Source organism: Streptomyces corallincola, assembly GCF_019104725.1.
Taxonomy (GTDB): Bacteria; Actinomycetota; Actinomycetes; order Streptomycetales; family Streptomycetaceae; genus Streptomyces; species Streptomyces corallincola.
Genome location: NZ_JAHRXF010000020.1, coordinates 1 through 26,209 on the forward strand (window position 1 = coordinate 1; position 26,209 = coordinate 26,209).

Consider the following 26,209-nt stretch of genomic DNA (forward strand, 5'->3'; position numbering starts at 1 on the left):
GCCCGCCAGCCGGTGGGCGCCGCTCGGCGCGTGCGCTCAGCGGGTCGGGTCCACCACCATCGCGGACCCGCCGCCCCGCCGGGTGGTCTCGGCGGCGGCCAGCCACTTGCCGCCGGGCAGCCGCTGGACGCCGGTGGCCGCGCCGATCTCGGGGTTCTCCGAGAAGGAGTGGCCGAGCGCTTCGAGGCGGGCGCGCAACGGGCTGTCGTAGAGGGCGGGTTCGAGTTCGGTCTTCGCCGCGTTGCGCTGGCTGGCGCGGGGTGCGGCGATGGCGTCCACGAGGCGCATGTGGCGGTCGAGGACGTTGGTGAGGGTCTGGAGGACGGTGGTGATGATGGTCGCGCCGCCGGGCGAGCCGAGCGCGAGGACCGGCCGGTGCTGCCGGTCCAGGACGATCGTCGGGGAGATCGAGGAGCGCGGGCGCTTTCCCGGACCGGGCAGGTTGGGGTCGTGGACGGCCGGGTCGGCGGGGGCGAAGGAGAAGTCGGTCAGCTCGTTGTTGAGCAGGAAGCCGCGCCCCGGCACGGTGATGCCGCTGCCGCCGGTCTGCTCGATGGTGAGCGTGTAGGAGACGACGTTGCCCCACTTGTCGGCGGTGGTCAGGTGGGTGGTGTTCTCGCCCTCGTAGGTCGTCGGCGCGGCCTTCCCCGCGGTGCCGCACGCGGCGGGGTGCCGGGGGTCGCCGGGGGCGAGCGGGCTGGTCAGCACGGAGGTCGGCTTGATCAGGCAGGCCCGCGAGTCCGCGAACCGCTGCGAGAGCAGGCCCTTGGTGGGGACGTCCTCGAAGGCGGGGTCACCGACCCAGCGCCCCCGGTCCGCGAACGCGATCCGGCTGGCCTCGATGTACCGGTGCAGGTACTGCGTCTCGCTCAGGCGTGAGAGGTCGCTGTCCTCAAGGATGTTGAGCGCTTCCCCGACCGTGGTCCCGCCGGAGGAGGACGGCGCGATGGAGTAGACGTTCAGGCCCCGGTACGACGTCTCGGTGGGCCGCTGGAGTTTGGCGCGGTAGGCGGCGAGGTCACGCGCGGAGAGCTTGCCGGGGCGGGCGTTCCAGCCCGAACCGGGGTCCACGGGCGGCTTGTTGACCGTGTTGACGATGTCCCGGCCGAGATCGCCCCGGTAGATCACGCCGACGCCCTCGCGGGCCAGTTCGGCGTAGGTCCGGGCCAGATCGGGGTTCTTGAAGGTGGAGCCCACCACCGGGAGCCGCCCGCCGGGCAGGAAGAGCTTCGCGGTGTCGGGGAAGAAACGGAACCGTGCCTCGTTGGACGCGGTCTGGGACCGGAACGTGTCGTCCACGGTGAAGCCGTCCCGCGCCAGCCGCTCGGCGGGCTTCAGTACGGTCCCCAGCCGCCGGGTGCCCCAGGAGTCGAGCGCGGTCCGCCAGGTGGCGGGGGTGCCGGGGGTGCCGACAGCGAGCCCGCTGGTGACGGCGTCCGCGAAGGCCAGCGGCTTGCCGTTCTCGGTGAACAGGTGCGCGTCCGCCGTGAGCGGCGCGGTCTCCCGGCCGTCCACGGTGTGCACGGTGCGGGTCCGGGCGTCGTAGTAGACGAAGTAGCCGCCCCCGCCGACCCCGGCCGAGTAGGGCTCGGTGACGCCGAGCGCGGCGGCCGTGGCGACGGCCGCGTCCACCGCGTTGCCGCCGTCGCGCAGCACCCGGATTCCGGCGGCGGTGGCATCGGCGTCCACGCTGGAGACGGCACCGCCGTAGCCGACGGCGACCGGTGATTTCGCCGGGCTCAAGGGCGGTGGCGCCCCCGCTCCCACCAAGGTCACGGCGGCAGCCACCGCGACCACCGCCAGTTTCCACGTCCCGGAGCGCTGCATGCGTACCTCCCCGTCGAAGCCGTCCGCGCAGCCTAGCCAGACCTCGGGAACCCCGACAGTACGCCTCGCGTTCCCCACCCCCCGCGCCGTCACACATCGAACACGAGTACGCCCGGGCGGCGGGTGGTGGCGCTAGGCTGCCCCGCCATGAACGACGACGTGCGGAACATCGTCCTGGGGGTCGCGGCGACCGGTGTCAGTGCCGCGCTCGGCTGGCTCGCCCGTACCTTCGTGTGGCGGCGCAGGCTCCGCCGCAAGCAGGCGTTCTTCGGGCTGCCCGAACACGCGGAGTCGCTGCTGGTGGTGAACCGGAACATGGGCGGACCGGAGCTGGCGGTGACGCGGAACGACGTGTTCGCGCTGCTGGAGCTGTCGGCGCTGATCAAGGACTGTCACGCGCACGCGCAGGTGGTGGCGCACGACGCCACCCGGCAGGGGTTCGGGGAGCGCACCGAGTTCTGCCTCGGCGGGCCCTCGTCCAATCGCCGGATGGCGGCGCATCTCTCCTCGCTGCTGCCGGGGGTGCGGGTCAACACGGAGGCGGAGTCCGGGCCGGACGTGGGCGCGTTCCGGATAGGCGGGCAGGACTACCGCATGGAGAGCGGCACCAGTGAGTACGTGCTGCTCGCCCGCCTCACCACCGGCGGGCGGCGCGACATGCGGCCGGTGTTCCTGTTCTGCGGGCAGCGGGCCATCACCAACCAGGCGGCGACCCGGTATCTGGCCCGCGAGCACGAACGGCTGGCGCGCAAGCACGGCACGGGGTCGTTCGTCCTGCTGCTGAAGGTGGTCAACTCGCAGGCGTACGGCCCGGACGTGGTCGAGCTGGTGGCGGACGTGACGCGGGCGGCGCGCACCCCGCTGCCGGAACCCGCGCCGGAAGGGGCGGTGGGCGCGTGACGGGAGGGGCGGTGGGCGCGTGAAGGGAGGAACCGGGGGCACATGACGGGAGGGGCGGGTGGTGCGTGGGAGCACAACCCGCCCGGCGGTAGCTGACCTCCCGCTCGCCTCCGGACGACCCGTCGTACGTGTCCGTCCCCGTGTGCGAGCGGTGATCTCCGGCAACCGCCGGACGAGCCTGGCCCGTAGGGCCTGCCCTTCGGATCTCGCCGGGGGTCGCAGGCCCTGGCCGCCGCCCGCTACGGTCGCGGTGCGGTGGGGGGTTCCCCACCCGGCAGCAGTGCCCCAGGACCGGCCTCGGCGACCGCCACGGCCTCCGTCTTGGGGCTGTGCCGCTCTCTGCGGGACACCCAGCCGGCGAACCACGAGAGCAGCATGCACATCCCGATGTAGATCGGCGAGATCACCATCACCACGGGGATGAACGGCAAATCGTAGTCGAGGTTCGACGCGATGAGCTTCCCGGCGTGGAGGAACTCCTCGTAGGTGATGAGGTAGCCGAGCGAGGTGTCCTTCAGCGCGACCACCAACTGGCTGATGATGGCGGGCAGCATCGCGCGGACCGCCTGCGGGACGAGGACGTGCGTCATGACCTGCGTCTTGCGCATCCCGAGCGCGAACGCGGCCTCCCGCTGGCCGCGTTCGACGGCGGCGACACCGGAGCGGAACACCTCGGCGAGCACCGAGCCGTTGTAGAGGGTGAGTCCCGCGACGAGCGCGACGAGCGGCTGGGCCTTGAGTGCCACGAAGATGAAGAAGATCATCACCAGGACGGGCATCGCGCGGAAGAACTCGACCACGGCGGTGGCCGCCCAGCGCACCCCGCGATGGTCCGACAGCCGTCCGGCGGCGAGGAGTCCGCCGAGCGCGAGGGAGAACACGGCGGCCAGCGCGAACGCCTTGAGGGTGTTGCCGAGCCCGCGCAGCAGCAGTTCCTGGATGCCGGTGTACTCGAACGGCATCCACTTGGTGTACGTGAACTGACCCGTCGAGAACAGCAGATACAGCAGCCAGGCGACGATCCCCGCGAGCACGGCGGTGGACAGCACGCCGTAGAGGAGGTGCCGTCTGCGGGTGAGCGGGCCGGGGACGTCGTAGAGCGCGGTGGCGTCGGTCATCGGGCGACCCCCCAGGTGCGTTCCAGGAAGTTGAACAGGGCGCTGATGGCGAGCGTGACGATCAGATAGCCGACCGCGATCCAGACGAACGTCCAGACGATGTTGTAGCCGAGTTCGCTGATCGTGCGGTAGGTGCCGAGGAGTTCGGTCACGCTGAACGCGCCCGCGATGGCGGAGTTCTTGGCGAGCGCGATGAGCGTGGAGCCGACCGGCGGGATGACGGAGCGGAACGCCTGCGGCAGCACGACCACGGAGAGCACCTGCCCGAAGGACATGCCGAGACTGCGGGCGGCCTCGCCCTGGCCGCGCGGCACGGTGTTGATGCCGGAGCGCAGCGCCTCGCAGATGAACGCCGAGGTGTAGCAGCCGAGGGCGAGGACCGCGAACAGCTTGAAGGGCAGCACCAGTCCGAACCGGGGCAGCCCCAGGAGCACCGCGAAGAACAGCAGCGTCAGCGGGGTGTTGCGCAGCACGGTCACCCACGCGGTGCCGAAGACGCGCAGCGAGCCGACCGGGGCGACCCGGAAGGACGCCATCAGGAAGCCGAGTGCCAGCGCCAGCAGGGAGGCGAACACGGTGAGTTCGACCGTGCCGAGGAAACCCTCCCAGAACACGGACCAGTTCTCTGTCAGTACGTTCATGCCGTCCTCGCGCTCAGGTGGCCGGGTAGCGGTCGATGGCGGGCGGGGTGGGCGCCGGGACACCGGACAGGCCGAGCGTCGCCTCGTACGCCCGTTTCCAGTCGCCGTTCTTCTCGCGGGCCGCGAGGGCGTCGTCCAGGGCGAAGCGCAGCGCGTCGTCGTCGCGCGGCACACCGATGCCGTACGGCTCCTGGGAGAACGGCCTGCCGACGACCTTGAGATCGTCGGGGGCCTTGGCCGCGTAGCCGATGAGGATGGCGTCGTCGGTGGTCACCGCGTCCACCTGATAGGTGAGCAGGTTGTCCACGCACACCGAGTACGTGTCGTAGGAGACGAGGACCGCCTTCGGGTAGTCGTCCTTGATCCGCTGGTACGGCGTCGAACCGGCCGCCGAGCAGACGCGTTTGCCCGCGAGGTCCTGCGGTCCGTGGATGTCGTTCTCGTCCGCGCGCACCAGCAGCGACTGGCCGGCCATGTAGTACGGCCCGGCGAAGCCGACGAGCTTCTTGCGGTTGTCGTTGATGGTGTAGGTGCCGACGTAGTAGTCGATCTGCCCGTTCTGCAGCGCGGTCTCGCGGTTCGCGGAGGCGATGGTGCGGAAGCGGATGCGCTCCGGGGGCAGGCCAAGGGAGGCGGACATCATCCGGGCGATCTCGATGTCGAACCCGGCGTACGCGCCCGTCGCCGGGTCCCGTTCGCCGAGGTAGGGCTGGTCCTCCTTGACGCCGACGGTGAAATGGCCGCGCTTCTTCGCCCGGCGCCAGGTCGGGGAGTCCGGGAGGCTGAAGTTCCGCGCCACCGCGTACTCGGGGAGCCGGTCGGCCGCCGGGCCCTTGGTGGGCGGGCTGCCGGGCTTGCCGCAGCCGGTGACCAGGGCGAGGAGGGCGAGGAGTACGGCGCAGAGGGCGGTGAGGGTCGTACGGCGAGGCCTGCGCGGGGGCGCGCCGGTGGCGCGGGACGTGCGGGACGTGCGGGCGGTACGGAACACGGGTCGCGCTCCCCCGGTCAGTGCTTGAGGATCTTGGACAGGAAGTCCTTGGCCCGCTCGCTGCGCGGCGCGGTGAAGAACTCCTCGGGGCTGCGGTCCTCCACCACGGTGCCGTCGGCCATGAACACGACGCGGTTGGCGGCGGAGCGGGCGAAGCCCATCTCGTGGGTGACGACGACCATCGTCATGCCGTCGCGGGCGAGCTGCCGCATGACCTCCAGCACCTCGTTGATCATCTCCGGGTCGAGGGCGGAGGTGGGTTCGTCGAACAGGAGCGCCTTGGGGTCCATCGCCAGGGCGCGGGCGATGGCGACGCGCTGCTGCTGGCCGCCGGAGAGCTGCGCCGGGTACTTGTCGGCCTGTGCGGCGAGGCCGACGCGGGCGAGGAGTTCACGGGAGCGCCGGTCGGCCTCGTCGCGCTTCCGGCCGCGCACCTTGACCTGGGCGAGGGAGACGTTCTGCAGAACGGTCTTGTGCGCGAAGAGGTTGAACGACTGGAAGACCATGCCGACTTCGGCACGGAGCCGGGCAAGTGCCCTGCCCTCGGCGGGCAGTGGGGTGCCGTCGATGAGGATCGTGCCGGATTCGACGGTCTCCAGCCGGTTGACCGTACGGCACAGCGTGGACTTGCCGGAGCCGGAGGGGCCGATGACGACGACCACCTCGCCCCTGCCGACCGTGAGGTCGATGTCGCGCAGGACGTGCAGCTCTCCGAAGTGCTTGTTGACGCCCCGCAGTTCGATCAACGGATCGACGGTCATCCCCTGCCCCACCCACTCTCCACCGGTGCTGTGCGGGCAGCAAACTATCGGGGCGGAAGCGGACTTGAGGGACGACACGCACCGGAACGCGGGTTACGGACATTAGCCGTATTTACGCTCCGGCTCCGCTCCCGGCGTCAGTCCTCGGCCAGTTCGGCGTAGAGCTGGGAGAGTTCGGGCACTCCGCCCGCCGCCCACTGCCGTCCGGGCTCGGTCACCTCGGCCTCGCGGCCGGAGGCGAGGCGTACGACGGGTTCGCCGTCCGGGCGGATCTCCCAGACGGCGCCGGGCACGGTGCGCACGACCACCGTGCCGAGATACAGCCCCGCGTCGGTGCCGAGCCAGGGCAGCGTCTCGGTGTCGTCCCGCCAGCGGGGCACCAGCTGGTCCAGCGCCTCCAGGGAGGCCGGGGTGTCGTCCAGCCGGACCCCGGCGCGCGCCGCCTGGTCGCGCAGCAGCTCGCACTCGGAGAGGAGTTCCGCGATGGACTCGGGATCGGCGGGCGGGCGCCTGGTCGCTGGGTGCCGGTCGCGGCCCGTGAACGGAATGCGCATGGGCTCAGCGTGGCATCACACGTCGAGATCGACCACCACCGGCGCGTGGTCGGAGGCGCCCTTGCCCTTGCGCTCCTCGCGGTCCACGTAGGCGTCCTTGGCGGCCGACGCGAACGCCTCGTTGCCGTAGACCAGGTCGATGCGCATGCCCCGGTTCTTGGGGAAGCAGAGCTGGCGGTAGTCCCAGTAGGTGTACGGGCGGTCGTACTTCAGGGGGCGCGGGACGACATCGGTGAGCCCGGTCTCCCGGAGGTCGGCCAGGGCGGCGCGCTCGGCGGGGGTGACATGGGTGAGGCCCTCGAAGGCGGCCGTGTCGTACACGTCCTCGTCGGTCGGCGCCACGTTGTAGTCGCCCAGGACGGCGAACGGGCGCCCGCCCGCCGCGTCACCGGCGACCGCGGTGCGCAGCGCGTCCAGCCACTGGAGTTTGTACGCGTAGTGCGGGTGGCCGACCTCGCGTCCGTTGGGGACATACACCGACCAGACGCGGACCGGGCCGCAGGTGGCGGAGACGGCGCGGGGCTCGGTGGCGCCCTCGTAGCCCGGGTCGCCGGGCAGGCCCCTGACCACGTCGTTCAGGCCGACGCGCGAGAGCACCGCCACGCCGTTCCACCGGCCGGTGGCGTTCACCGCCGCCTCGTACCCCAGCTCGCGCAGCTCGGCGGTGGGGAACTGCGCCTCGGCGACCTTGGCCTCCTGGAGGCAGAGCACGTCGGTGCCGCTGCTCTCCAGCCAGGCCAGCAGCCTCGGGAGGCGGGCGGTGATCGAGTTCACGTTCCAGGTGGCGATGCGCATGTGCTCCAACCTACCCGCCGGGTACGACAACCCCGGCGGCCCCGCTCACAGCGCCGCCGACTCCCCCGGCGCGAGCCGCAGGTGCTCGGCGCCGCTCAGGTTGCCGAGGTGGGTGTCGTACAGCGGGCGGGCCAGGTCGGCGAGCAGGGCGTCGTGCACGTCGTAGACCCGGACCGGCCGGACCTCGCGGACGTAGTCGATGACCTCCGCGATCTTGTTCCAGGGGGCCTGCACGGGCGCGAGCAGCGTCTCCACGGCGGTGTCCGGGACGGTGAGGGCGTCACCGGGGTGGAAGACCCGGCCGCCGCCGATCAGATAGCCGACGTTGGTGACGCGCGGGATGTCCGGGTGGATCACGGCGTGCAGCTCCCCGTGGACCTGCACGTCGAACCCGGCGGCGGTGAACGTGTCGCCGTTGCCGACGGTGTGCACCCGGCCGGGAAAGGCGGGCGCGATCCGCTCCGCGACCGAACGCGGCGCCCAGACCTCGGCGGCCGGACTCGCCTCCAGCGCGGTGCGCAGCCGACCCTCGTCGAAGTGGTCGGGGTGCTCGTGGGTCACGAGGACCGCCTCGGCGCCGAGCGCGGCGTCGGGTTCGGTGAAACCGCCGGGATCGAGCACGAGCGTCCGCCCGCCCCGCTCCAGCCGGACACAGGCGTGGGACATCTTGGTGAGCCTCATGCCGACCCATCCTGCCGGGTACGGGGCGGCCACGCCCCGTACCCCGTGCACCCCGACGCGCGCACCGCCCTCACTCCGCCGGAGTCGTCTCCTCCTGTATCACCCGCTGGGCCACCCGGAAGGCGCTGTTGGCGGCGGGGACGCCGCAGTAGACGGCGGCCTGGAGGAGGACCTCCTTGATCTCGGCCGGGGTGAGGCCGTTGCGGAGGGCGGCCCGGGTGTGGAAGGCGAGTTCGTCGAGGTGTCCGCCCGCGACCAGGGCGGTGAGGGTGACGCAGCTGCGCGCACGGCGGTCCAGGCCCGGGCGGTCCCAGATCTCGCCCCAGGCGTAGCGGGTGACGAACTCCTGGAAGTCGCCGGAGAACTCGTCGGCGGCGGCGAGCGCCCGGTCCACGTGGGCGTCCCCGAGGACCTCGCGGCGGACCTTGAGCCCGGCCTCGAACCGGTCGGGCGCGCCGCTCCGCGGGGGTACGACGGCCGGGGCGATCTCGGCGAGCGGCGCGAGCGGCATCGGCGAGGGTGCGACGGCGGGGAGGTGCGGGACGGCGGGCAGCGCGCTCTGCCCGGTGTCGTGCGGCTGCTGCCAGGCGGTGGAGAAGTGCCGGACCAGCAGGTCGGTGACGGCGCCGGGCTGCTCGACGGGGACGAGGTGCGAGGCACCGGGCACGACCGCGAGCCGGGCGTCGGGGATACCGGCGACCAGGGTGCGGGCCTGGGCCGGGCCGGTGAGCTGGTCGTCGGAGCCGACGAGGACCAGGGTGGGCACGCCGACGCGGCCGAGTTCCGAGCGGACGTCGAAGCCCGCGAGGGCCTCGCAGGCGGCGATGTAGCAGCCGGGGTCGGTGGTGCGGACCATCTGCACGGCCCACTCGGTGATGGCGGGCTGGGCGGCGGCGAACCCGCCGGTGAACCAGCGTTCGGGGGCGGTCCGGGCGATCGGGTCGAGCCCGTTGGTGCGGACGATCACCCCGCGCTGGCGGAACTCGTCGGGCGTACCGAACCGGGGCGAGGTGGCGACCAGCGCGAGGGACGCCATCCGCGCGGGCTGCCGCAGCGCGAGTTCCATGCCGACGGCGCCGCCGAGGGCGCAGCCCACGTAGCCGAAGCGCTGCACGCCGAGAGAGTCGAGGGTGGCGAGCAGCCGGTCGGCGATGTCGGAGACGGACCCGGCGGGGTGGGCGGGCGCGCCGCCGTGGCCGGGCAGGTCGTAGCGGAAGACCCGCCACTGCTTCATCAGCTCCGGCACCTGGCGGTCGAACATGTGCCAGGTGGTGCCGAGCGAGGGCCCGAGGACGAGCACGGGGAGGTGTTCCGGTCCGTCAAAGCGGTACTGCAGCGTTTCCATCCTGGCCTCGGTCACGGGTTCACACCTTCATCTGTCACGATCTGTCACACACCCCCACGAGACCTCCCCCTGCCTCCTCCGTCGGAAGCGGGCTCGCCACGTCCGCTTCACAACCCTCGCCACATCGGCACACCGCTTCCCCGTCGGCGGGGGTGCGGCACCCCGTTGACGGCGAGTGACCGTCGGCAGGACGCCCGAGCATCGTACAGAGGGAGTTCCGGCGGGCGTCCGGGTGCGCGGGGCGGCCGGTGGCCGGGAGGACCACGACGGCCGGGCGGCCTCCGCCGGTGCGGTGCGGAAGCCTCCGCCGAACAGTGGGGACGGCCGAGGCGACAGAGGCGGACGCCGGTCACCGCCGGTTCCGGGGACCGGTGCCGCGACCCGGACGGCCCGCGCACGCCCGACGGCTCCGGCCCTGTCCGCGGCCTGCCGGACCGGTCCGCAACACGACGGAAACGACGAGGCAACTTCCCTTTAAAAGAGCGCAGTTGACGCACCATCGGAGTCCGGACGCGACTCCGTGTGAGGTGGATCACCAACCCTCTCCGGCGGCGCTCCGCGCCCGTATGTTCGTCGCGACCGCCCGCCAGGGACCCCACGGGCCCCGCCGGGCGGCAGCCGTCCAGGGGACCACCGTCCCCACCTCGCCAACGGACACGGGAACCACATTGAACCCACGTCACAGACGCAGGCGCGGCCTGCTCGTCGCCGCGCTGTCCCTCCTCGCCCTCTCCACTCCCGCCCTCTCGGCCAGGGCGACCGCCGCCGCCACTCCGACGGGCGGCACACCGGCCGACGTGGCGCGCGTGCCGTCGGGCACCCACTCCGTCACCCTGATCACCGGGGACGTCGTGACCACGCGCGCCGAGGGGACCGGGGGCACCGTGTCGGTCACCGGCCCGGACGGCTCGGCCGCACGGGCCCGCGTCATTGAGGCCGGTGACCATCTGTACGTCTATCCCGACGCCGCCCTGCCGTACGTGGCCCGGAAGGTGCTGGACCGGCGCCTGTTCGACATCACCGGTCTCGTCGCGGACGGCTACGACGACTCCGGCCGGGACGGCCTTCCGCTGATCGTCTCCTACGACGGTGCCGCCTCCCTGTCGGCCGCGCGGAGGTCCCTGCCGGGAGCCACGGTGCGCCGCGCTCTGGACAGCGTGGACGGGGCGGCCCTCACCGCGTCGCGCTCACGTGCGGCCGACTTCTGGACCGCGCTCACCGCGCCCTCCACCGGCACCGCGCTCTCGCGCGGCACGGCCGCCTCCCCGCTGTTCAGCGGCGGGGTCACCCACGTCTGGCTCGACGGCCGGGTGCACGCCGACCTCGCCGAGAGCACCGCGCAGATCGGCGTCCCGGCCGCCAGGGCGGGCGGAAACACCGGGCGCGGTGTGGACGTGGCCGTGCTCGACAGCGGCGCCGACAGCCGTCACCCGGACCTGGCGACGGGGATCGTCGCGGCCCGGAGTTTCGTACCGGGCCAGGACGCGGAGGACCGCAACGGGCACGGCACGCACGTCGCCTCCACCATCGCGGGGACCGGTGCGGCCTCCGGCGGCCGGGAGCAGGGGGTGGCACCCGGCGCCTCGCTGCACATCGGGAAGGTGCTGGACGACACCGGGTCGGGGCAGGACTCCTGGGTGCTCGCCGGGATGGAGTGGGCGGCCGTGGACCAGCGGGCCGCGGTGATCAACATGAGCCTGGGGAGCGACACCCCCTCGGACGGCACGGACCCGGTGAGCGCGGCCGTCAACCGGCTCAGCGCGCAGACCGGGGCGCTGTTCGTGGTGGCGGCCGGGAACACCGGTACGCCCGGCTCGATCGGGGGGCCGGGTGCGGCCGACGCCGCGCTCACGGTCGGCGCGGTGGACGCCGATGACAACGTTGCCTTCTTCTCCAGCCAGGGCCCGCGCGTGGGCGACGGCGCGGTGAAGCCCGAGATCACCGCGCCCGGTGTGGACATCCTCGCGGCCCGCGCGCACCTGTCCCCGGAGGGCCAGGGGGACTACCTGACGCTCAGCGGCACGTCGATGGCGACCCCGCACGTCGCGGGCGTCGCCGCGCTCGCCGCCGCCGCGCATCCGGGGCTGACCGGCGGCGAGCTGCGCTCCCTGCTGACCAGTACCTCCGTCCGCACCCCTCACTACGACGCCTTCCAGGGCGGCAGCGGGCGGGTGGACGCCGCGGCGGCGGCACGCTCCTCGGTGTTCGCCACCGCCACCGCCTGGGCCGGGCACGAGGGCACCTCGCCCGTCACCCGCCCGCTGACGTACACCAACCTCTCCGCCGCCCCGGTCGTGCTCTCCCTCTCGGTGGACGCGCCCGGCGCTCCCGCCGGGCTCTTCCGGCTCCAGGCGGACCGGGTGACCGTCCCCGCGCACGGCACGGCACGGGCGACGCTCACCATCGACCCCTCCAGGGGTGCCGTCCGCGAACGGTTCAGCGGGCAGGTCGTCGCCGCGCGGGCGGACGGAACGGTCGCCGCGCACACCGCCGTCGGCCTGGGCGACGTCAACCACAAGCTCACGCTGGTCCTCAAGGACGGCGACGGCAGGCCCATGTCCGGCGTGGTGGAGGTGCTGGCGTCCGGCCGGTACGAGCCCGACTTCTACGTCGTGGACGAGACCGGCACCGCTCAGGCGTTCCTGCCGGACACCGTGTACTCGGTGCTCTCCTTCAAGGACGTCCGGGGCGCCCACGGTCCGCGCTCCCTCGGCATGGCGCTGCTCGGCGACCCGGACGTGACACTCGACCGCGACAGGACGGTCACCCTGGACGCCTCGAAGGTCACCCGGATCGACATGACGACTCCGCTGCCGACCGAGACCACGTACCAGCGGCTGGAGTACAACCGGTCGATGGGCGGCGCCCGCTGGCGGGACTTCATGGAGACGCAGACCGCGTACGACAGCCTGTGGGCGCAGCCGCAGGCCGGGCGCGTCTCCCACGGCGACTTCCACCTGGCCGCCCGCTGGCGCAAGGAGAAGCCGGGGCTCGCCGTCTCCACCCCGGCCGGTGCCTTCACCGACGTGCTCCGGCAGGGAGCCGTGACCCCGCTGCCCGAGGGCCGTCACCGGCTGCCGCTGCGGTACGCCGGCTCCGGCCGGTCCGCCGACTACACCGGGCTGGACGCCCGGGGCGCGGCGGTGGTCGTCCGGCGCGATCCCGGTGTGGGCGACGCGGCGCAGGCGGCGGCAGCGGCGCGGGCGGGCGCCCGGCTGATGCTGGTGGTGAACGACCAGCCGGGCCGACGGTTCACCGGCTACGGCGACGGGCCGGGGAAGCGGGCCGCCGTGGACGTGGGCCTGCTGAGCCCCGACGAGGGCGACCGGCTGGCACGGCAGGCCGCGGCGCGTGGCGCCGCGGTGACCGTGGATTCCTCGACGGCGAGCCCGTACGTGTACGACCTCATGCGCACCTGGCACAACGAGGTGCCGCGCGATCTGGTCGTCCGGGGTTCCGAGCGGAACCTGGCGCGGATCGACGAGGTCTTCGCCTCGCCGGACAGCACGCGGGGCGGCGGGGAGTTCCGCTTCGACTGGCCGTCGTACTCGCAGTGGGCGATCGGGACGACCATGCGGCTGCCGGTCAACTCCGGGCGCGTGGACTGGGTGTCCACGGACGGGGAGTACACGTGGGGCCAGGAGGCCTATGTGGACTCCCTGCTCTACGAGATCGCGCCCCGGACCTCGTACCGGCCGGGCGAACGGCGGGAGCAGCAGTGGTTCACGCCGGTGGCGCGCCCGTACCTCAACAACAACTACCACTCCCCGGCCCGCACCGGTGACCGGCTGTCCTTCGACATACCCGGCTACGGGGGCGGTGACCGGGTCGGTATGTCGATGGACTACGAGCGCGGTCGGCAGACCCTGACGCTGTACCAGGGCGGGGCGCGCATCGCCCAGGGCACCGGGACCGTCCTCGCCGCGACCGCGCCCTCCGCCGGACCGCTGCCGTACCGGCTGGTGGTGGACACCGGGCGGGACGCGTCGTTCAGCCCGTACTCGTCGGCCACGAGCACCGAGTGGACGTTCACCTCCGGTGCCCCGGGCGACGGCGGGCCGGGGGTCCTCCCGCTGCTCCAGGCGGACTGGCGGCTCGCCACGGACACGGCCGGCCGCGCGGCGCGCGACTCCCGCTTCCGGGTCGGCCTGGAGCACCCGGCCGGTGCGGTGGGCGCGGGCCGTCCGGAGGCGCCGGTGGTGGAGGTCTCGTACGACGACGGGCGCGGCTGGCAGCGGCTGCGGCCGGAGCACGACGGCGGGTTCCGGCTGGACGCGCCGCGCCGGACGTCGTTCGTGTCGCTGCGGGTCTCGGCGCGCGACTCGGCCGGGAACGGGATACGGCAGACGATCGTCCGGGCGGCGGGGCTGCGCTGACGGAAGGAGCGGCTCCGCTCGGGAGCCGTGCCCCGGCCCCGTCCGGACGGCTCTGGTGAGCGTCCGGACGGGGCCGCGCCGCGTCCGCGTCCGCGTACGACCGGGCGGGTTTCCATGACACATGCGTCGAAAATGTTCAAAACCCGCGAACGGGACACTCTGGCTACTGTGGCCGTGCCGCCACGGCGGGCTCCGTGACCCGCCTTCCCCACCCGAACGAATGCGATGACCCCATGAACGACCCGGTGAGCCCCATCCCGAAGGACGGTCCGGTGTATCTGGACCACAACGCCACCACCCCGGTCGATCCGCGGGTGGTGGACGCGCTGCTCCCCTTCCTGGCGGGCGGCTTCGGCAACCCGTCCAGCACGCACGCGTACGGCGCGGCGCCCCGCGCGGCCCTGGCGCGCGCCCGGCGGCAGGTGGCCGCGCTGATCGGGGCGGCACCGGAGGAGATCGTCCTCACCGGGTCGGGGTCGGAGGCGAACGCGCTGGCGCTGCGCGGCGCGCTGCTCGCGGCGGGCGCGGGCCGGAACCGGATCGTCACCCAGGCCACCGAGCACCCGGCCGTGCTCCAGACCTGCGCGGCGCTGCGCCGCCTGCACGGCGCGGACGTCACGGTGCTGCCGGTGGACGAGCGGGGCGTGCTGGACCCGGCCGTGCTCGCCGCCGCGCTGGACGGCCGTACGGCCGTGGTGTCGGTGATGGCGGCGAACAACGAGACCGGCACGCTCCAGCCGGTCGCGGAGCTGGCCCGGCTCGCGCACCGGCACGGCGCGCTGTTCCACTGCGACGCGGCGCAGGCGGCGGGCAAGGTCCCGCTGGACGCGCGGACGCTCGGCGCGGACCTGATGACGGTGGTCGGGCACAAGATGTACGCCCCGAAGGGCGTCGCCGCGCTGCGGGTGCGGGCCGGGGTCCGGCTGGAGCCGCTGCTGTACGGCGGCGGGCAGGAGGGCGGGCTGCGGGCCGGGACGGAGAACGTGGCGCTCGCGGTGGCCCTGGGCACGGCCGCCGGGCTGGCCGCGGCCGAGCTGGCGGACGGCGGGCCGGGTCGTGTCGGGGAGCTGCGCGACCGGCTGCACCGGGGGCTGACGCGGGCGCTGCCCGGCCGGGTCCGGCTGAACGGCTGCGACCACCGGCTGCCGAACACCCTGAACGTGAGCGTCGAGGGCGTGCTCGGTCACGAGCTGCTGGCGGAGGTGCCCCAGCTCGCCGCGTCCACCGGCTCGGCGTGCCACAGCGGGGAGGCCGAGCCGTCGCCGGTGCTGCGCGCGATGGGCCTGGACGACGCGCGGGCGCTGGGCGCCGTACGGCTGTCGCTGGGCCGCTGGACGTCGGAGGCGGACGTGGACCGGGCGGTCACCCTGCTGACCGGCGCGGTACGGGCCCTGGCGCCCCGAGCGTACGCCGGGGCGCGGAGGTAGGGGCGGAGAAGCGAGACGCGGACTTGCGGTCACACCGCCAGCCGGTAGCGTCAGGATGAACGACGGCTCTGGACGAGGGAGCGGGCGCATGGGCGTGAAGACGTGGCTGGACGCCTGGCCGGTGTACCGGCAGCTCACCGGCGAGGACCCGCTCGGCCGGGGCCGGGCCGCCCAGTCGAAGCGTTCGCGGACCCTGGAGTCGAAGACCGAGACCGCCGACCGCATGGTGCACTCGGTCTGCCCGTACTGCGCGGTGGGCTGCGCGCAGCGGGTGTTCGTCAAGGACGAGCAGGTCATCCAGATCGAGGGCAACCCCGACTCCCCCATCTCGCGCGGGCGGCTGTGCCCCAAGGGTTCGGCGAGCAAGCAACTGGTCACCGGCCCGCAGCGCGAGACCCATGTGCTCTACCGGCGTCCCTACGGCACCGACTGGGAGCCGCTGGACTTGGACACCGCCGTGGACATGGTGGTGGACCGGATGCTGGACGCCCGCCGCAAGGGCTGGCAGGACACCGACGACGAGGGCCGGAAGCTGCGCCGCACGCTCGGCATGGCGAGCCTCGGCGGTGCCGCGCTGGACAACGAGGAGAACTACCTCATCAAGAAGTTGTTCACCGCGCTCGGTGCCATCCAGATCGAGAACCAGGCCCGTATTTGACACTCCGCCACGGTTCCCGGTCTGGGAGCCTCGCTCGGCCGCGGCGGTGCCACGGACTACCTTCAGGACCTCGTCAACACCGACTGCATCATCATCATGGGCTCCAACATGGCGGAGGCCCATCCGGTCGGGTTCCAGTGGATCATCGAGGCGAAGCTGCGCGGCGCCAAGGTCATCCACATCGACCCCCGGTTTACCCGCACCAGCGCCCACGCCGACCAGCACGTCCCGATCCGCGCGGGCACGGACATCGCGTTCCTCGGCGGTGTGGTCAACCACATCCTCAGCAACGACCTGGACTTCCGTGAGTACGTCGCGGCGTACACCAACGCGCCGTATCTGGTGAGCGAGTCGTTCCAGGACACCGAGGACCTCGACGGCCTGTTCAGCGGCTACGACCCGCACACCGCGTCGTACGACGCCACGAGCTGGTCGTACGCCAACGTGAACTCCGAACCGCACCCCGGCCACGACGCCAAGGAGCGCTCCGACCCCTATCAGCATGGGGCGCGCGGGCCGTTCGTGGAGACGGCGGACGGCGGTATCGAGTCCGACCCGACGCTCCAGCACCCGCGCTGTGTCTTCCAGGTGCTCAAGCGGCACTTCTCCCGGTACACACCGGAGATGGTGGCGCGGATCTGCGGGGTGCCCGAGGAGACGTTCCTCCAGGTGTGCGACGCCTGGACGGCCAACTCCGGCCGGGAGCGCACCACTTCGCTGGTCTACAGCGTGGGCTGGACGCAGCACTCGGTGGGCGCGCAGTACATCCGCGCCGGGTCGATCGTGCAGTTGCTCACCGGCAACATCGGGCGGCCGGGTTCCGGGATCTTCGCGCTGCGCGGGCACGCCAGCATCCAGGGCTCCACGGACATCCCGACCCTGTTCAACCTGCTGCCGGGCTATCTGCCGATGCCCGACACCCGGCACGAGACGCTGTCCGACTATCTGGACGGTGTGCGCGGCCCCGAGCAGAAGGGCTTCTGGGGCAACTCCGACGCCTACATGGTGTCGCTGCTCAAGGAGTACTGGGGCGACGCGGCCACCGCGGAGAACGACTTCTGCTTCGACTACATGCCGCGCATCAACGGCGACCACAACACCTACCGCACGGCGATGGACATGCTCGCGGGCAAGGTGCACGGGTTCTTCCTGCTGGGTCAGAACCCGGCGGTCGGCTCGGCGCACGGCCGTCTCCAGCGGCTCGGCATGGCCAACCTGGACTGGCTGGTCGTCCGTGACCTGTCGATGATCGAGAGCGCCACGGTGTGGAAGGACTCGCCGGAGATCGAGACGGGCGAGATCGTCCCGGAGAAGTGCCGTACCGAGGTGTTCTTCTTCCCGGCGTCCTCGCACGTGGAGAAGGCGGGCACGTTCACCCAGACCCAGCGGATGCTCCAGTGGCGCGACCAGGCCGTGGAGCCGATCGGCGACCGGCGCTCCGAGCTGTGGTTCTTCCACCAGCTCGCGGTGCGGATCAAGGAGCGGCTGGCAGGTTCGACCGACGAGCGGGACCGCCCGGTCCTGGATCTGGCCTGGGACTACGAGGTGGAGGGCGACGAGCCGTCCCCGGCGGACGTACTGCGCCACATCAACGGCATCGACCTGACCACCGGCCGCACGGTGAACGGCTACCCGGAGCTGAAGGCCGACGGCTCCACCGCCTGCGGCTGCTGGATCTACAGCGGGGTGTACGCGAACGAGACCAACCAGGCCCGCCGCCGCGTCTCCCGCTTCGACTCCGGTCCCTACGACGCCGAGTGGGGCTGGACCTGGCCGCTGAACCGCCGCATCCTCTACAACCGGGCCTCCGCCGACCCCGAGGGACGGCCGTGGAGCGAGCGGAAGAAGCTCGTCTGGTGGGACGAGGAGTCCGGCCAGTGGACGGGCAACGACACGCCCGACTTCGAGCTGAAGAAGCCGCCCCACTACCGGGCCCCGGAGGGCTCCAGCGGTCCGACCGCGCTCAGCGGCAGCGACGCGTTCATCATGATGGCCGACGGCAAGGCGTGGCTGTACGCGCCCGCCGGTCTCGCGGACGGGCCGATGCCCACGCACTACGAGCCGCACGAGTCGCCGATGCGCAATCTGCTCTACGGCCAGCAGGGCAGCCCGGTGCGCAAGGTGTACGGGCGGCCCGACAACCCGTCCAACCCGGCGCCGCCCGAGGCCAACAGCGACGTGTTCCCGTTCGTGTTCACGGCCGCCCGGCTCACCGAGCACCACACGGCGGGCGCCATGAGCCGCCAGCTCCCGTACCTGGCGGAGCTGCAACCGGCGCTGTTCGTGGAGGTCTCCCCCGAGCTGGCACGGGAGCGCGGCCTGACCCATCTGGGCTGGGCGCACGTCATCACCAGCCGTACGGCGGTGGACGCGCGGGTCATGGTCACCGACCGGATGGCCCCCCTGCGCATCGACGGCCGGGTCGTGCACCAGGTGTGGATGCCGTACCACTGGGGTTCGGCCGGGCTCACCACGGGTGACGTGGTCAACGACCTGATCGGCGTGGTCGGTGACGGCAATGTGTTCATCCAGGAGAGCAAGGTGCTGACCTGCGACGTCCAGCCCGGACAGCGCCCGCGCGGCCCCGCCCTGCTGGCGTACGTGGAGGAGTACCGGCAGCGGGCCGGGATCACCGTGGAGACCGGTACCCGGATCGCCACGGCGGGCGGCCATCTGGAGCGCGCCCACATCGAACCGGACGAACCGGACGACGACCCGCCCGAGGAGGCGTCGTGACACGCGAGAACAGCTTCCACGGGCCGCTCGCCGACCCCGCCGGTGAGGCGGGGCACGAGGACCATCCGCCCCGGATGGGGTTCTTCACCGACACCTCGGTGTGCATCGGCTGCAAGGCGTGCGAGGTGGCCTGCAAGGAGTGGAACGCCGTACCCGAGGACGGCATCGAGCTGCTGGGCATGTCGTACGACAACACCGGCTCGCTGGGCGCCAGTTCGTGGCGGCACGTCGCCTTCATCGAGCAGCAGCGCCCGCTCGGCCACCAGGACGCGGGGCTCACGGACCTCCCCGTCGGGCCGTCCAGTACGGAGACCACCACCGAGGTCGTCGCGGAGGCGCTGGAGGCCACCGAGCGGGGCGGCGCCAACCTCGGCACCGCCCCGGTGGACCTGGGCTTCCCCTCGTTCGACCTGCCCGGCGCCGGGTCGGGGGTGGAGAACCGCACCCAGTTCCGCTGGCTGATGTCCTCCGACGTGTGCAAGCACTGCACGCACGCCGGGTGCCTGGACGTCTGCCCGACGGGTGCGCTGTTCCGCACCGAGTTCGGCACGGTCGTCGTCCAGCAGGACATCTGCAACGGCTGCGGGTACTGCGTCTCCGGCTGCCCGTACGGCGTGATCGACCGGCGTCCGGACGACGGGCGCGCCTGGAAGTGCACGATGTGCTACGACCGGCTGCGTGCCGACATGGAGCCCGCGTGCGCCAAGGCGTGCCCCACGGACTCCATCCAGTTCGGCCCGCTGGACGAGCTGCGCGAACGCGCCGACCGGCGGCTCGCGGACCTGCACGCGATCGGCGTGAGCGAGGCACAGCTCTACGGCCGCGATCCCGAGGACGGGGTCGGCGGCGACGGCGCGTTCTTCCTGCTGCTGGACGACCCCGAGGTGTACGGCTTCCCGCCGGACCCCGTGGTCCCGGCGCGCGACATCAAGTCGATGTGGCAGCACGCGGGCACGGCGGCGGCGATGATGGTGGCCGCCTCGGCGGCGGTGTTCCTCGGCGGGAGGCGGCGGCGATGAGCGGGGACGGCACGACGGACGAGGGGCGCACGGCACCCGGTGACGGCGCGGGGGGCGGTCCCGCGGGCAACCCGTCGCACAACGGCGGGAAGCACCGGCGCAGGAAGTACGGGCGCAATCGCGGCGACGACGGCAGCCGCGAGGAATCGATGGTGCCGAGGGCGGAGTTCCAGTCGTACTACGGGCGGCCGGTGCTGAAGCCGCCGGTGTGGGAGTGGAAGATCCCCGCGTACCTGTTCACCGGCGGGCTGTCCGCCGCGTCCACGATGCTGTCGGTCGGCGCGGACCTCACCGGGCGTCCGGGGCTGGCCCGCACCGGGCGGGTGGGCGGGGCCGCCGCGCTGGCTGCGAGCATGTACCTGCTGGTGGCCGACCTGGGGCGGCCGTTCCGGTTCCACCACATGATGCGGGTGGCGAAGCCGAGTTCACCGATGTCGGTGGGCACCTGGATTCTGATCGCCTACAGCCCCGGCAGCATGCTCGCGGCCACCGCCGAGCTGCTGCCCGCCTCGCTGCGCGGCACCCTGCCCGGCAGGCTGCTCCGATTCGCGGCCCGCCCGGCGGGCATGTCGGCGGCCGTGTTCGCGCCCGGCGTCGCCTCGTACACGGCGGTGCTGCTCGCGCAGACGGCGGTGCCCGCGTGGAACGACGCGCACCGCGAACTCCCCTTCGTCTTCACCGGCTCGGCGGCGGCCAGCGCGGCCGGACTCGGCATGGTGTGCGCCCCGCTGGAGGAGGCGGGCCCGGCCCGGCGGCTCGCCGCGATCGGCGCGGCCGTCGAGATCGTCGCGTCCCGCATGATCGACCGGCGTCCCGGCTTCGTCACCACCGCCTACACCACCGGCCACCCCCATCATCTGCGCAAGGCGTCCGAGTACCTCACCCTGGGCGGCGCCCTCACCGCCCTCACCCTGGCCCGCCGCAGCCGTGTCGCGGCGGCCGTCGGCGGCCTCGCGCTGATGGCGGGCAGTGTGTTCCAGCGCTTCGGCGTCTTCGAGGCGGGTGTCCACTCCACCAAGGACCCGGCGTACGTCGTGAAGCCGCAGCGGGAACGGCTGGACGCGCGCAAGCGCGAGGAGGCCGAGCGGGCGGCGGAGGCCTCGCAGGAGTAGCCGGGGGTGCTGCCCTGCGTTGCCCGGAGAGTGGTGATCCGGTCGGCGGAGACGGACGGGAATCGAACCCGCCTGCCCGAGTTGCTCGGACACCTCGGTTTTGAAGACCGGGAGGGCCACCAGGCTCCCTTACGTCTCCCCGCGCCGACCACGGCTCACCCGCCCATTGGAACGCCGACCGGACCGGCCCGTCAACGGGCCACGCCGGTGAGTGGTTCCAGCGCCGCCGCCGGGTCCGGGGTGGGGGCGCCCTGGGGCCACCAGGTCTCCTGGGCGGGGTCGGCTTCGTAGGCGTACCAGAGGTTGTCCCGGCCCAGGCGGAGCTGGAGGTGGCCGTCGGGGTGGGTGAGGCGGTTGCGCCAGGGGCGGAAGGCGGGCCAGGCGGCGGCGAGGAGAAGGGGGCGGGCGCGGTCGAAACGTCCGGCCGGGGGGTCCCAGGGGTCCTCCAGGACGGCCAGGCCCTCCGGGCCGCCCTGACGCCAGGCGGCGACCGCACGGGCCAGGTCGCCCGTGGTACGGCCGGTGGCGGCGGCGAGCGTGGCGTAGAGGGAGCGGGTCGCGGCGGTCAGCCCGGAGCCGGGGCGGGCGGCGGCCAGCCGGACCGCGTCCTGCCACAGCGTCATCCCGCCGACCGGGTCCCGGCCGGTCGTCAGCAGCGCGTGGGCGCGGGCGGCGGCGTCCGTGGCGAGCTGGTCCAGCGCGAACGGGTCGGGGCCGCCGGGGGACGCCGGGTACACCGGCGGCTGCTCCGGGTGCTTCGGGGCGGGCAACGGCCTGGGCAGCGGCGGGAGTTGACGCTGCGTGAACGCCTCGGCCGCGCGTACGCCCGGCAGGGTGCGGGGCGCTCCCTCGCGGGCGGCGCGGGCCGCGCGGGCCGCACTGCGGCGGGACAGCGCGTCCAGCAGCTCGCGCTCGCCCCGGCCGCGCAGCAGGAGCAGCACGAAGGGGTCGGCGTCCAGCAGGCGTGCCGTCTGGTAGCAGAGGGCCGCCGCGTGCTTGCAGGGGTGCCCGGAGTCGGGGCAACTGCAACGGGGGGACAGGTCACCGGGGCCGGGCAGCAGCGCCACGCCCCGGTCGGCGAGGGACGGGGGCAACTCCTTGTCCAGCAGCGCCGCGATGTCCCCCTCGCGGTCGGCCGCCGCGTCCAGGAACCGTTCCCACTCCGCGTCCTCCAGCGTGCGCAGCCGCACCTGCGTCCGGTACGGGCGCGGCCGGCTCCCGCGTACGTACGCCAGCACCGAACCCGGTGTCACGGTGATCGCGTCCACCTGGCCCTGGTCCGCGTAACTCCGGCCGCGCACCAGCCGCTTGGCGTCCAGCGCGCCGCCCTCCAGCGCCTCGGTCCACGCGTTGCCCCACCACGTCCGCGCGAACACCGCCGCGTCGGGCGTCGCCGGGCGCGGGCCGAACGCCGGGAAGGTACGGCGGAGTTCACCGTCCCGGTGCGGGGTGCCCATCGTGGCGGGCAGTTGGGGTGCGTGGGCGGGGAGCGGCCCGGGCGGCTCCGGTGGGGCGGACGGGGGCGGTGGGGCGGACGGGGCCGGTGGGGCGGACGGGGCGGGTGGGGGCGGTCCGTCGTCGAGGTCCCGGTTCTCGGGCGGGTCCGGCTCCTCGTCGGTCCACGTCGGCATGCGGAAGGCGTCCTTGAGGAACTGCCGCACCTCACGCACGGTTTCGGCCCGCGTCGGCGTCACGGGACGCGTACCGGGCGGTGCCTCCTCGGATGCGGAGTGGTCCGGCAGGGCCCTGGGCACCGGGTGCCCTGTCGCGCGGGCCGCTCGGCGCGTGGCGGCCACCCGCTCCGCCTGTTCCTCGGCCCGCCGCGCCTCCTGGCGAGCCGCCCGCAGCGCCTGCCGGGCGACGTCCGCGGGGCGGGGGGTGGGGGCGGCGGGTTCCTCGGCAGTGGATTCCTGGGCAGCGGAGGGTGAGTGGTCTTCGGGGGGTGAATGGTCGTCGAGGGGTGACGGCTCGGTGGTCTCCCCGTGTGCCTCACCGGCGGCGAGTCCGGCACGACCGGTGCGCTTCGGCTCGCCCGCCGCCGACCCCGACCACGGCTCCGCGCCGACTGCGGCGCCCGTCTCCCCCGGTGCTTCGGGTGCTTCGGGTGCGTCAGGTGCGTCGAGACCGGCCTCCGCCGCCTCGGGCCCGCCCGTATCGGCAGCATCGGCGGCGTTCCGCTCACGGGCCGCGCGCAGGGCGCGGCGAGCCGCGTCCGCGGGCCGGGGCGTTCCGGTGTCCTCGGTACTCACGGTGTCCTCCGGAGCGAGACGAGGTCGGACAGTTCGCGGTCGGTGAGTTCGGTCAGTGCCGCCTCTCCGTGGCCGAGGATCGCGTCCGCGAGGGCGCGTTTGGCGGCGAGCATCTCCGCGACACGGTCCTCGACGGTGCCCTCGGTGACCAGGCGGTGGACCTGGACGGGCTGGGTCTGGCCGATGCGGTAGGCGCGGTCGGTGGCCTGTTCCTCGACGGCCGGGTTCCACCAGCGGTCGAAGTGGACGACGTGCCCGGCGCGGGTGAGGTTGAGGCCGGTCCCGGCGGCCTTGAGGGAGAGGACGAGGACCGGGACCCGGCCGTCCTGGAAGCGGTCCACCATGTGCTCCCGCTCGGGGATCGGGGTGCCGCCGTGCAGGAGATCGACGGGGACCGCGCGGGCGGTCAGGTGGGCGGTGATCAGGCGGGCCATGCCCACGTACTGGGTGAAGACGAGGACCGAGCCGTCCTCGGCCAGCACGGTGTCCAACAGCTCGTCCAGCAGGGCGAGTTTGCCGGAGCGGGCGGCGAGCCGGTCGGCGGGGGCGGCGGTCTCCTTGAGGTAGAGCGCGGGGTGGTCGCAGACCTGTTTGAGGGCGCCGAGGAGTTTGAGGACGAGTCCCCGGCGGGCGATGCCCCGCGCGTCCTCGATGGCGAGCATGGACTCGCGCACCACCGCCTCGTACAGCGCGGCCTGTTCGCGGGTAAGCGGCACCGGGTGGTCGGTCTCGGTCTTGGGCGGGAGTTCGGGGACGATGCCGGGATCGGACTTGCGGCGGCGCAGCAGGAACGGCCGGACCAGCCGGGCGAGGCGTTCGACGGCCTCGGCGTCCTCCCCGTTCTCGGCGGCGCGGGCGTGCCGGGCGCGGAAGGAGGTCAGCGGGCCGAGCAGTCCGGGCGTGGTCCAGTCGAGCAGCGCCCACAGCTCGGAGAGGTTGTTCTCGACGGGGGTGCCGGTGAGGGCGACGCGGGCGGGCGCGGGCAGGGTGCGCAGCGCCTTGGCGGTCGCGGAGTACGGGTTCTTGACGTGCTGTGCCTCGTCGGCGACGACCATGCTCCAGGGCTGTTCCGCGAGCTGTGCGGCGGCGGAGCGCATGGTGCCGTAGGTGGTGAGGACGAAGCCGCCGGTGAGGCCGTCCAGGGTGCGGTCGGGGCCGTGGAAGCGGCGGACGGGGACACCGGGCGCGAAGCGGTTGATCTCGCGCTGCCAGTTGCCGAGCAGGGAGGCGGGGCAGACGACGAGGGTCGGCTCGGGGCGGTCGCGTCGCAGGTGGAGGGCGATGAGGGTGATCGTCTTGCCGAGGCCCATGTCGTCGGCGAGGCAGCCGCCGAGGCCGAGGGAGGTCATCAGGTCGAGCCAGGCCAGCCCGCGCAGTTGGTAGTCGCGGAGGGTGGCGGCGAGGCCGGGCGGGGGTTCGGCGGGGGCGAGCCCGGCGGTGAGGCGGTCGCGGAGGGCGGCGAGGGCACCGGCGGGGACGGCCTCGACGGTCTCGCCGTCCACCTCGGCGGTGCCGGTCAGCGCGACGGACAGCGCGTCCACCGGGTCGAGCAGGCCGAGTTCGCGTTTGCGGGCCTTGCGGACGAGCGCCGGATCGACCAGCACCCAGCGGTCCCGGAGCCGTACGACGGGCCGGTGCGCCTCCGCCAGGGTGTCCATCTCGGCCTCGGTGAGCGGGTCGCCGCCGAGCGCCAGCTCCCAGCGGAAGCGGAGCAGGTCCTCGCTCTCGAAGAACCCCGTGCCGTCGGTGGCCGAGCCGGGCGCGGAGCGGACCACGGCGACGGCGGTGAGGTCGCGGGCGAGGTCGCGCGGCCAGTGCACGGCGACCCCGGACGCGGCCAGCCGGGACGCCGCCGCGCCGAGCAGGTCACCGGCCTCCTCCTCGGAGAGCGCGAGGACGTCGGGCACGTCGAGTTCGGCCAGGCGTTCCAGCGGCGGCCACACACGGGCGGCGCGCCGGACCGCGAGGGCGGCGTCCACGCGGGCGCGCGGGCCGAACGCGGTGTCGGCGTCCCCGGCCCACAGGGCCGCCGCGTCGGCCACCAGGGTGGGGTCGGCGAGGCTGTGCACCTGGACGACGGCGGCTCCGGCCCGGCGGGCGTCCGTGTCGCCGGTGTCGAAGACCTGATCGGCGGCGAGGTCGAGGCGGAGCGAGATCCGGACGCCCGCGTCCATTCCGGCGGCGACCTCGGCGGCCCAGTCCCGCGCGCCGGGCAGGGCCTGCGCGGTGCGGGCGGCGAAGGGCCCGCCGGAGGTGTGCGGGGCGGCCGGGGTGCGGGGCAGGGTGTCCGCGACGGCGTCCAGGAAGGCGCGGACCAGCGCCTCGGGCTCGGGCAGCAGCAGCGGTCCGGGGCCGGGCAGCGGGACGGCGTGCCCCTCGGGCGGCAGGGCGGCGGCGATGGCGCGCAGGTGGGCGATGTCGTCGGGTTCCAGTGGCCCGGCGCGCCAGGCGTCGTGCCCGCTCGGGGTGAGACCGGGCAGCAGACGGCCCCGTGCGGCCAGGCGCAGCGCGTGCAGGGCGGCGGCGCCCCAGCAGGCGGTGGCCGGGTGGGCGGCCGGGTCGCGCCGGGCGCGGACCAGCAGGGGCAGGGCGTCGGCGACGGGCAGGGTCAGCGCGGGCACCCGGTGACGGCGTACGGCCGCGCCCCGGCGCCGTACGACGGTCAGCTCCTCGTGGCGCACGGAGTCGTCCGGGGTGGCGCCGGGGGCGGGGTCCGGCGGCGGGGTGCCCTCGGGGTCCCAGAAGGCCAGGCGGCCGTCGCGCGGGAGGGGGGCGGGCAGGAAGACGCACGCGAGCCGGAGCGGGACGGTGTCGGCGGCCGTCGCGTCCCCGGCCGGTCCGGCCGCGTGGACGACTGTCGTGTCCGTGCTCATACGCGTGGTCACCTCCCGCCCTCCGGTCGTGTCGTTCGTCTCCGACTTTAAGGGCGGGGTCTGACAACCGGCTCCGGCGGGCGCACCACGCCGGACGCGGGGGCCGGGGCACGGACCCGCGGGCACGGGCGCCGGAGTCGCGGCGGCTC

General features: G+C 73.6%; 16 protein-coding genes, 1 tRNA gene and 1 pseudogene. 6 read left to right on the forward strand and 12 right to left on the reverse strand.

Translation table 11 applies throughout. The features are described from left to right. Positions 1–36: 36 nt before the first annotated feature. The gene (gene ggt / locus KUM39_RS14955) at positions 37–1,827 is read right to left on the reverse strand and encodes a gamma-glutamyltransferase (RefSeq protein WP_217786118.1); all 1,791 of its coding nucleotides are present in this window, start codon (positions 1,825–1,827) and stop codon (positions 37–39) included. A gap of 147 nt (positions 1,828–1,974) precedes the next feature. Between ggt and KUM39_RS14960 the strand changes: the two genes are divergently transcribed. Next, positions 1,975–2,727, forward strand: coding sequence for a hypothetical protein (locus KUM39_RS14960; RefSeq protein WP_217786119.1), 753 nt, complete (start codon positions 1,975–1,977; stop codon positions 2,725–2,727). Positions 2,728–2,966: 239 nt separating this feature from the next. Here KUM39_RS14960 and KUM39_RS14965 read toward each other — a convergent pair whose 3' ends face one another. The 8 genes from KUM39_RS14965 to pcaDC form a co-directional block, all read right to left on the reverse strand. After that, positions 2,967–3,845 carry an amino acid ABC transporter permease gene (locus KUM39_RS14965; RefSeq protein WP_217786120.1) on the reverse strand — a complete coding sequence of 293 codons (879 nt, stop codon included), beginning with the start codon at positions 3,843–3,845 and terminating at the stop codon, positions 2,967–2,969. Further along, entirely contained in the window at positions 3,842–4,486 is a 645-nt protein-coding gene (locus tag KUM39_RS14970; protein ID WP_217786121.1) for an amino acid ABC transporter permease, read from the reverse strand. The genes KUM39_RS14965 and KUM39_RS14970 overlap by 4 nt, the downstream gene beginning before the upstream one ends. 13 nt (positions 4,487–4,499) lie before the next feature. Next, complete coding sequence (locus tag KUM39_RS14975) at positions 4,500–5,360, reverse strand: glutamate ABC transporter substrate-binding protein (protein WP_246620168.1); 861 nt, start codon at positions 5,358–5,360, stop codon at positions 4,500–4,502. A 131-nt stretch (positions 5,361–5,491) separates the two neighbouring features. Continuing rightward, positions 5,492–6,235, reverse strand: coding sequence for an amino acid ABC transporter ATP-binding protein (locus KUM39_RS14980; RefSeq protein WP_217786123.1), 744 nt, complete (start codon positions 6,233–6,235; stop codon positions 5,492–5,494). Between the two features lie 137 nt (positions 6,236–6,372). Continuing rightward, positions 6,373–6,789, reverse strand: a complete 417-nt coding sequence (locus KUM39_RS14985) for a DUF6278 family protein (RefSeq protein ID WP_217786124.1) — start codon at positions 6,787–6,789, stop codon at positions 6,373–6,375. Between the two features lie 15 nt (positions 6,790–6,804). Further along, positions 6,805–7,584 carry an exodeoxyribonuclease III gene (locus tag KUM39_RS14990; protein ID WP_217786125.1) on the reverse strand — a complete coding sequence of 260 codons (780 nt, stop codon included), beginning with the start codon at positions 7,582–7,584 and terminating at the stop codon, positions 6,805–6,807. Positions 7,585–7,629: 45 nt separating this feature from the next. After that, entirely contained in the window at positions 7,630–8,265 is a 636-nt protein-coding gene (locus tag KUM39_RS14995; protein WP_217786126.1) for an MBL fold metallo-hydrolase, read from the reverse strand. A gap of 70 nt (positions 8,266–8,335) precedes the next feature. After that, on the reverse strand, positions 8,336–9,610 hold the full coding sequence (gene pcaDC / locus KUM39_RS15000) for a bifunctional 3-oxoadipate enol-lactonase/4-carboxymuconolactone decarboxylase PcaDC (protein ID WP_217786191.1): 1,275 nt from the start codon (positions 9,608–9,610) through the stop codon (positions 8,336–8,338). A gap of 668 nt (positions 9,611–10,278) precedes the next feature. Here pcaDC and KUM39_RS15005 point away from each other — a divergent pair. The 5 genes and pseudogenes from KUM39_RS15005 to nrfD all read left to right on the forward strand — a co-directional run bounded on the left by KUM39_RS15005 (position 10,279) and on the right by nrfD (position 20,938). Continuing rightward, entirely contained in the window at positions 10,279–13,986 is a 3,708-nt protein-coding gene (locus KUM39_RS15005; RefSeq protein ID WP_246620162.1) for a S8 family serine peptidase, read from the forward strand. A gap of 233 nt (positions 13,987–14,219) precedes the next feature. After that, the gene (locus KUM39_RS15010; RefSeq protein WP_217786128.1) at positions 14,220–15,413 is read left to right on the forward strand and encodes a cysteine desulfurase family protein; all 1,194 of its coding nucleotides are present in this window, start codon (positions 14,220–14,222) and stop codon (positions 15,411–15,413) included. An 88-nt stretch (positions 15,414–15,501) separates the two neighbouring features. Further along, positions 15,502–18,726: pseudogene (gene fdh, locus KUM39_RS15020) on the forward strand (formate dehydrogenase); the annotation flags it as partial. A 77-nt stretch (positions 18,727–18,803) separates the two neighbouring features. Continuing rightward, complete coding sequence (locus KUM39_RS15025) at positions 18,804–19,826, forward strand: 4Fe-4S dicluster domain-containing protein (RefSeq protein WP_308288138.1); 1,023 nt, start codon at positions 18,804–18,806, stop codon at positions 19,824–19,826. Continuing rightward, positions 19,823–20,938: an NrfD/PsrC family molybdoenzyme membrane anchor subunit gene (nrfD, locus tag KUM39_RS15030; protein ID WP_217786130.1), complete on the forward strand. Its 1,116-nt coding sequence runs from the start codon at positions 19,823–19,825 to the stop codon at positions 20,936–20,938. Before KUM39_RS15025 ends, nrfD begins: the two co-directional genes overlap by 4 nt. 46 nt (positions 20,939–20,984) lie before the next feature. Here the strand turns inward: nrfD and KUM39_RS15035 are convergent. From KUM39_RS15035 to KUM39_RS15045, 3 genes are all read right to left on the reverse strand, one after another. Further along, positions 20,985–21,077, reverse strand: a tRNA-Sec gene (locus KUM39_RS15035). A 52-nt stretch (positions 21,078–21,129) separates the two neighbouring features. Further along, on the reverse strand, positions 21,130–23,187 hold the full coding sequence (locus KUM39_RS15040) for an SWIM zinc finger family protein (protein ID WP_217786131.1): 2,058 nt from the start codon (positions 23,185–23,187) through the stop codon (positions 21,130–21,132). Then, positions 23,184–26,060: an SCO1167/SCO6262 family helicase gene (locus KUM39_RS15045; protein WP_217786132.1), complete on the reverse strand. Its 2,877-nt coding sequence runs from the start codon at positions 26,058–26,060 to the stop codon at positions 23,184–23,186. The genes KUM39_RS15040 and KUM39_RS15045 overlap by 4 nt, the downstream gene beginning before the upstream one ends. Between the last annotated feature and the right edge of the window lie 149 nt (positions 26,061–26,209).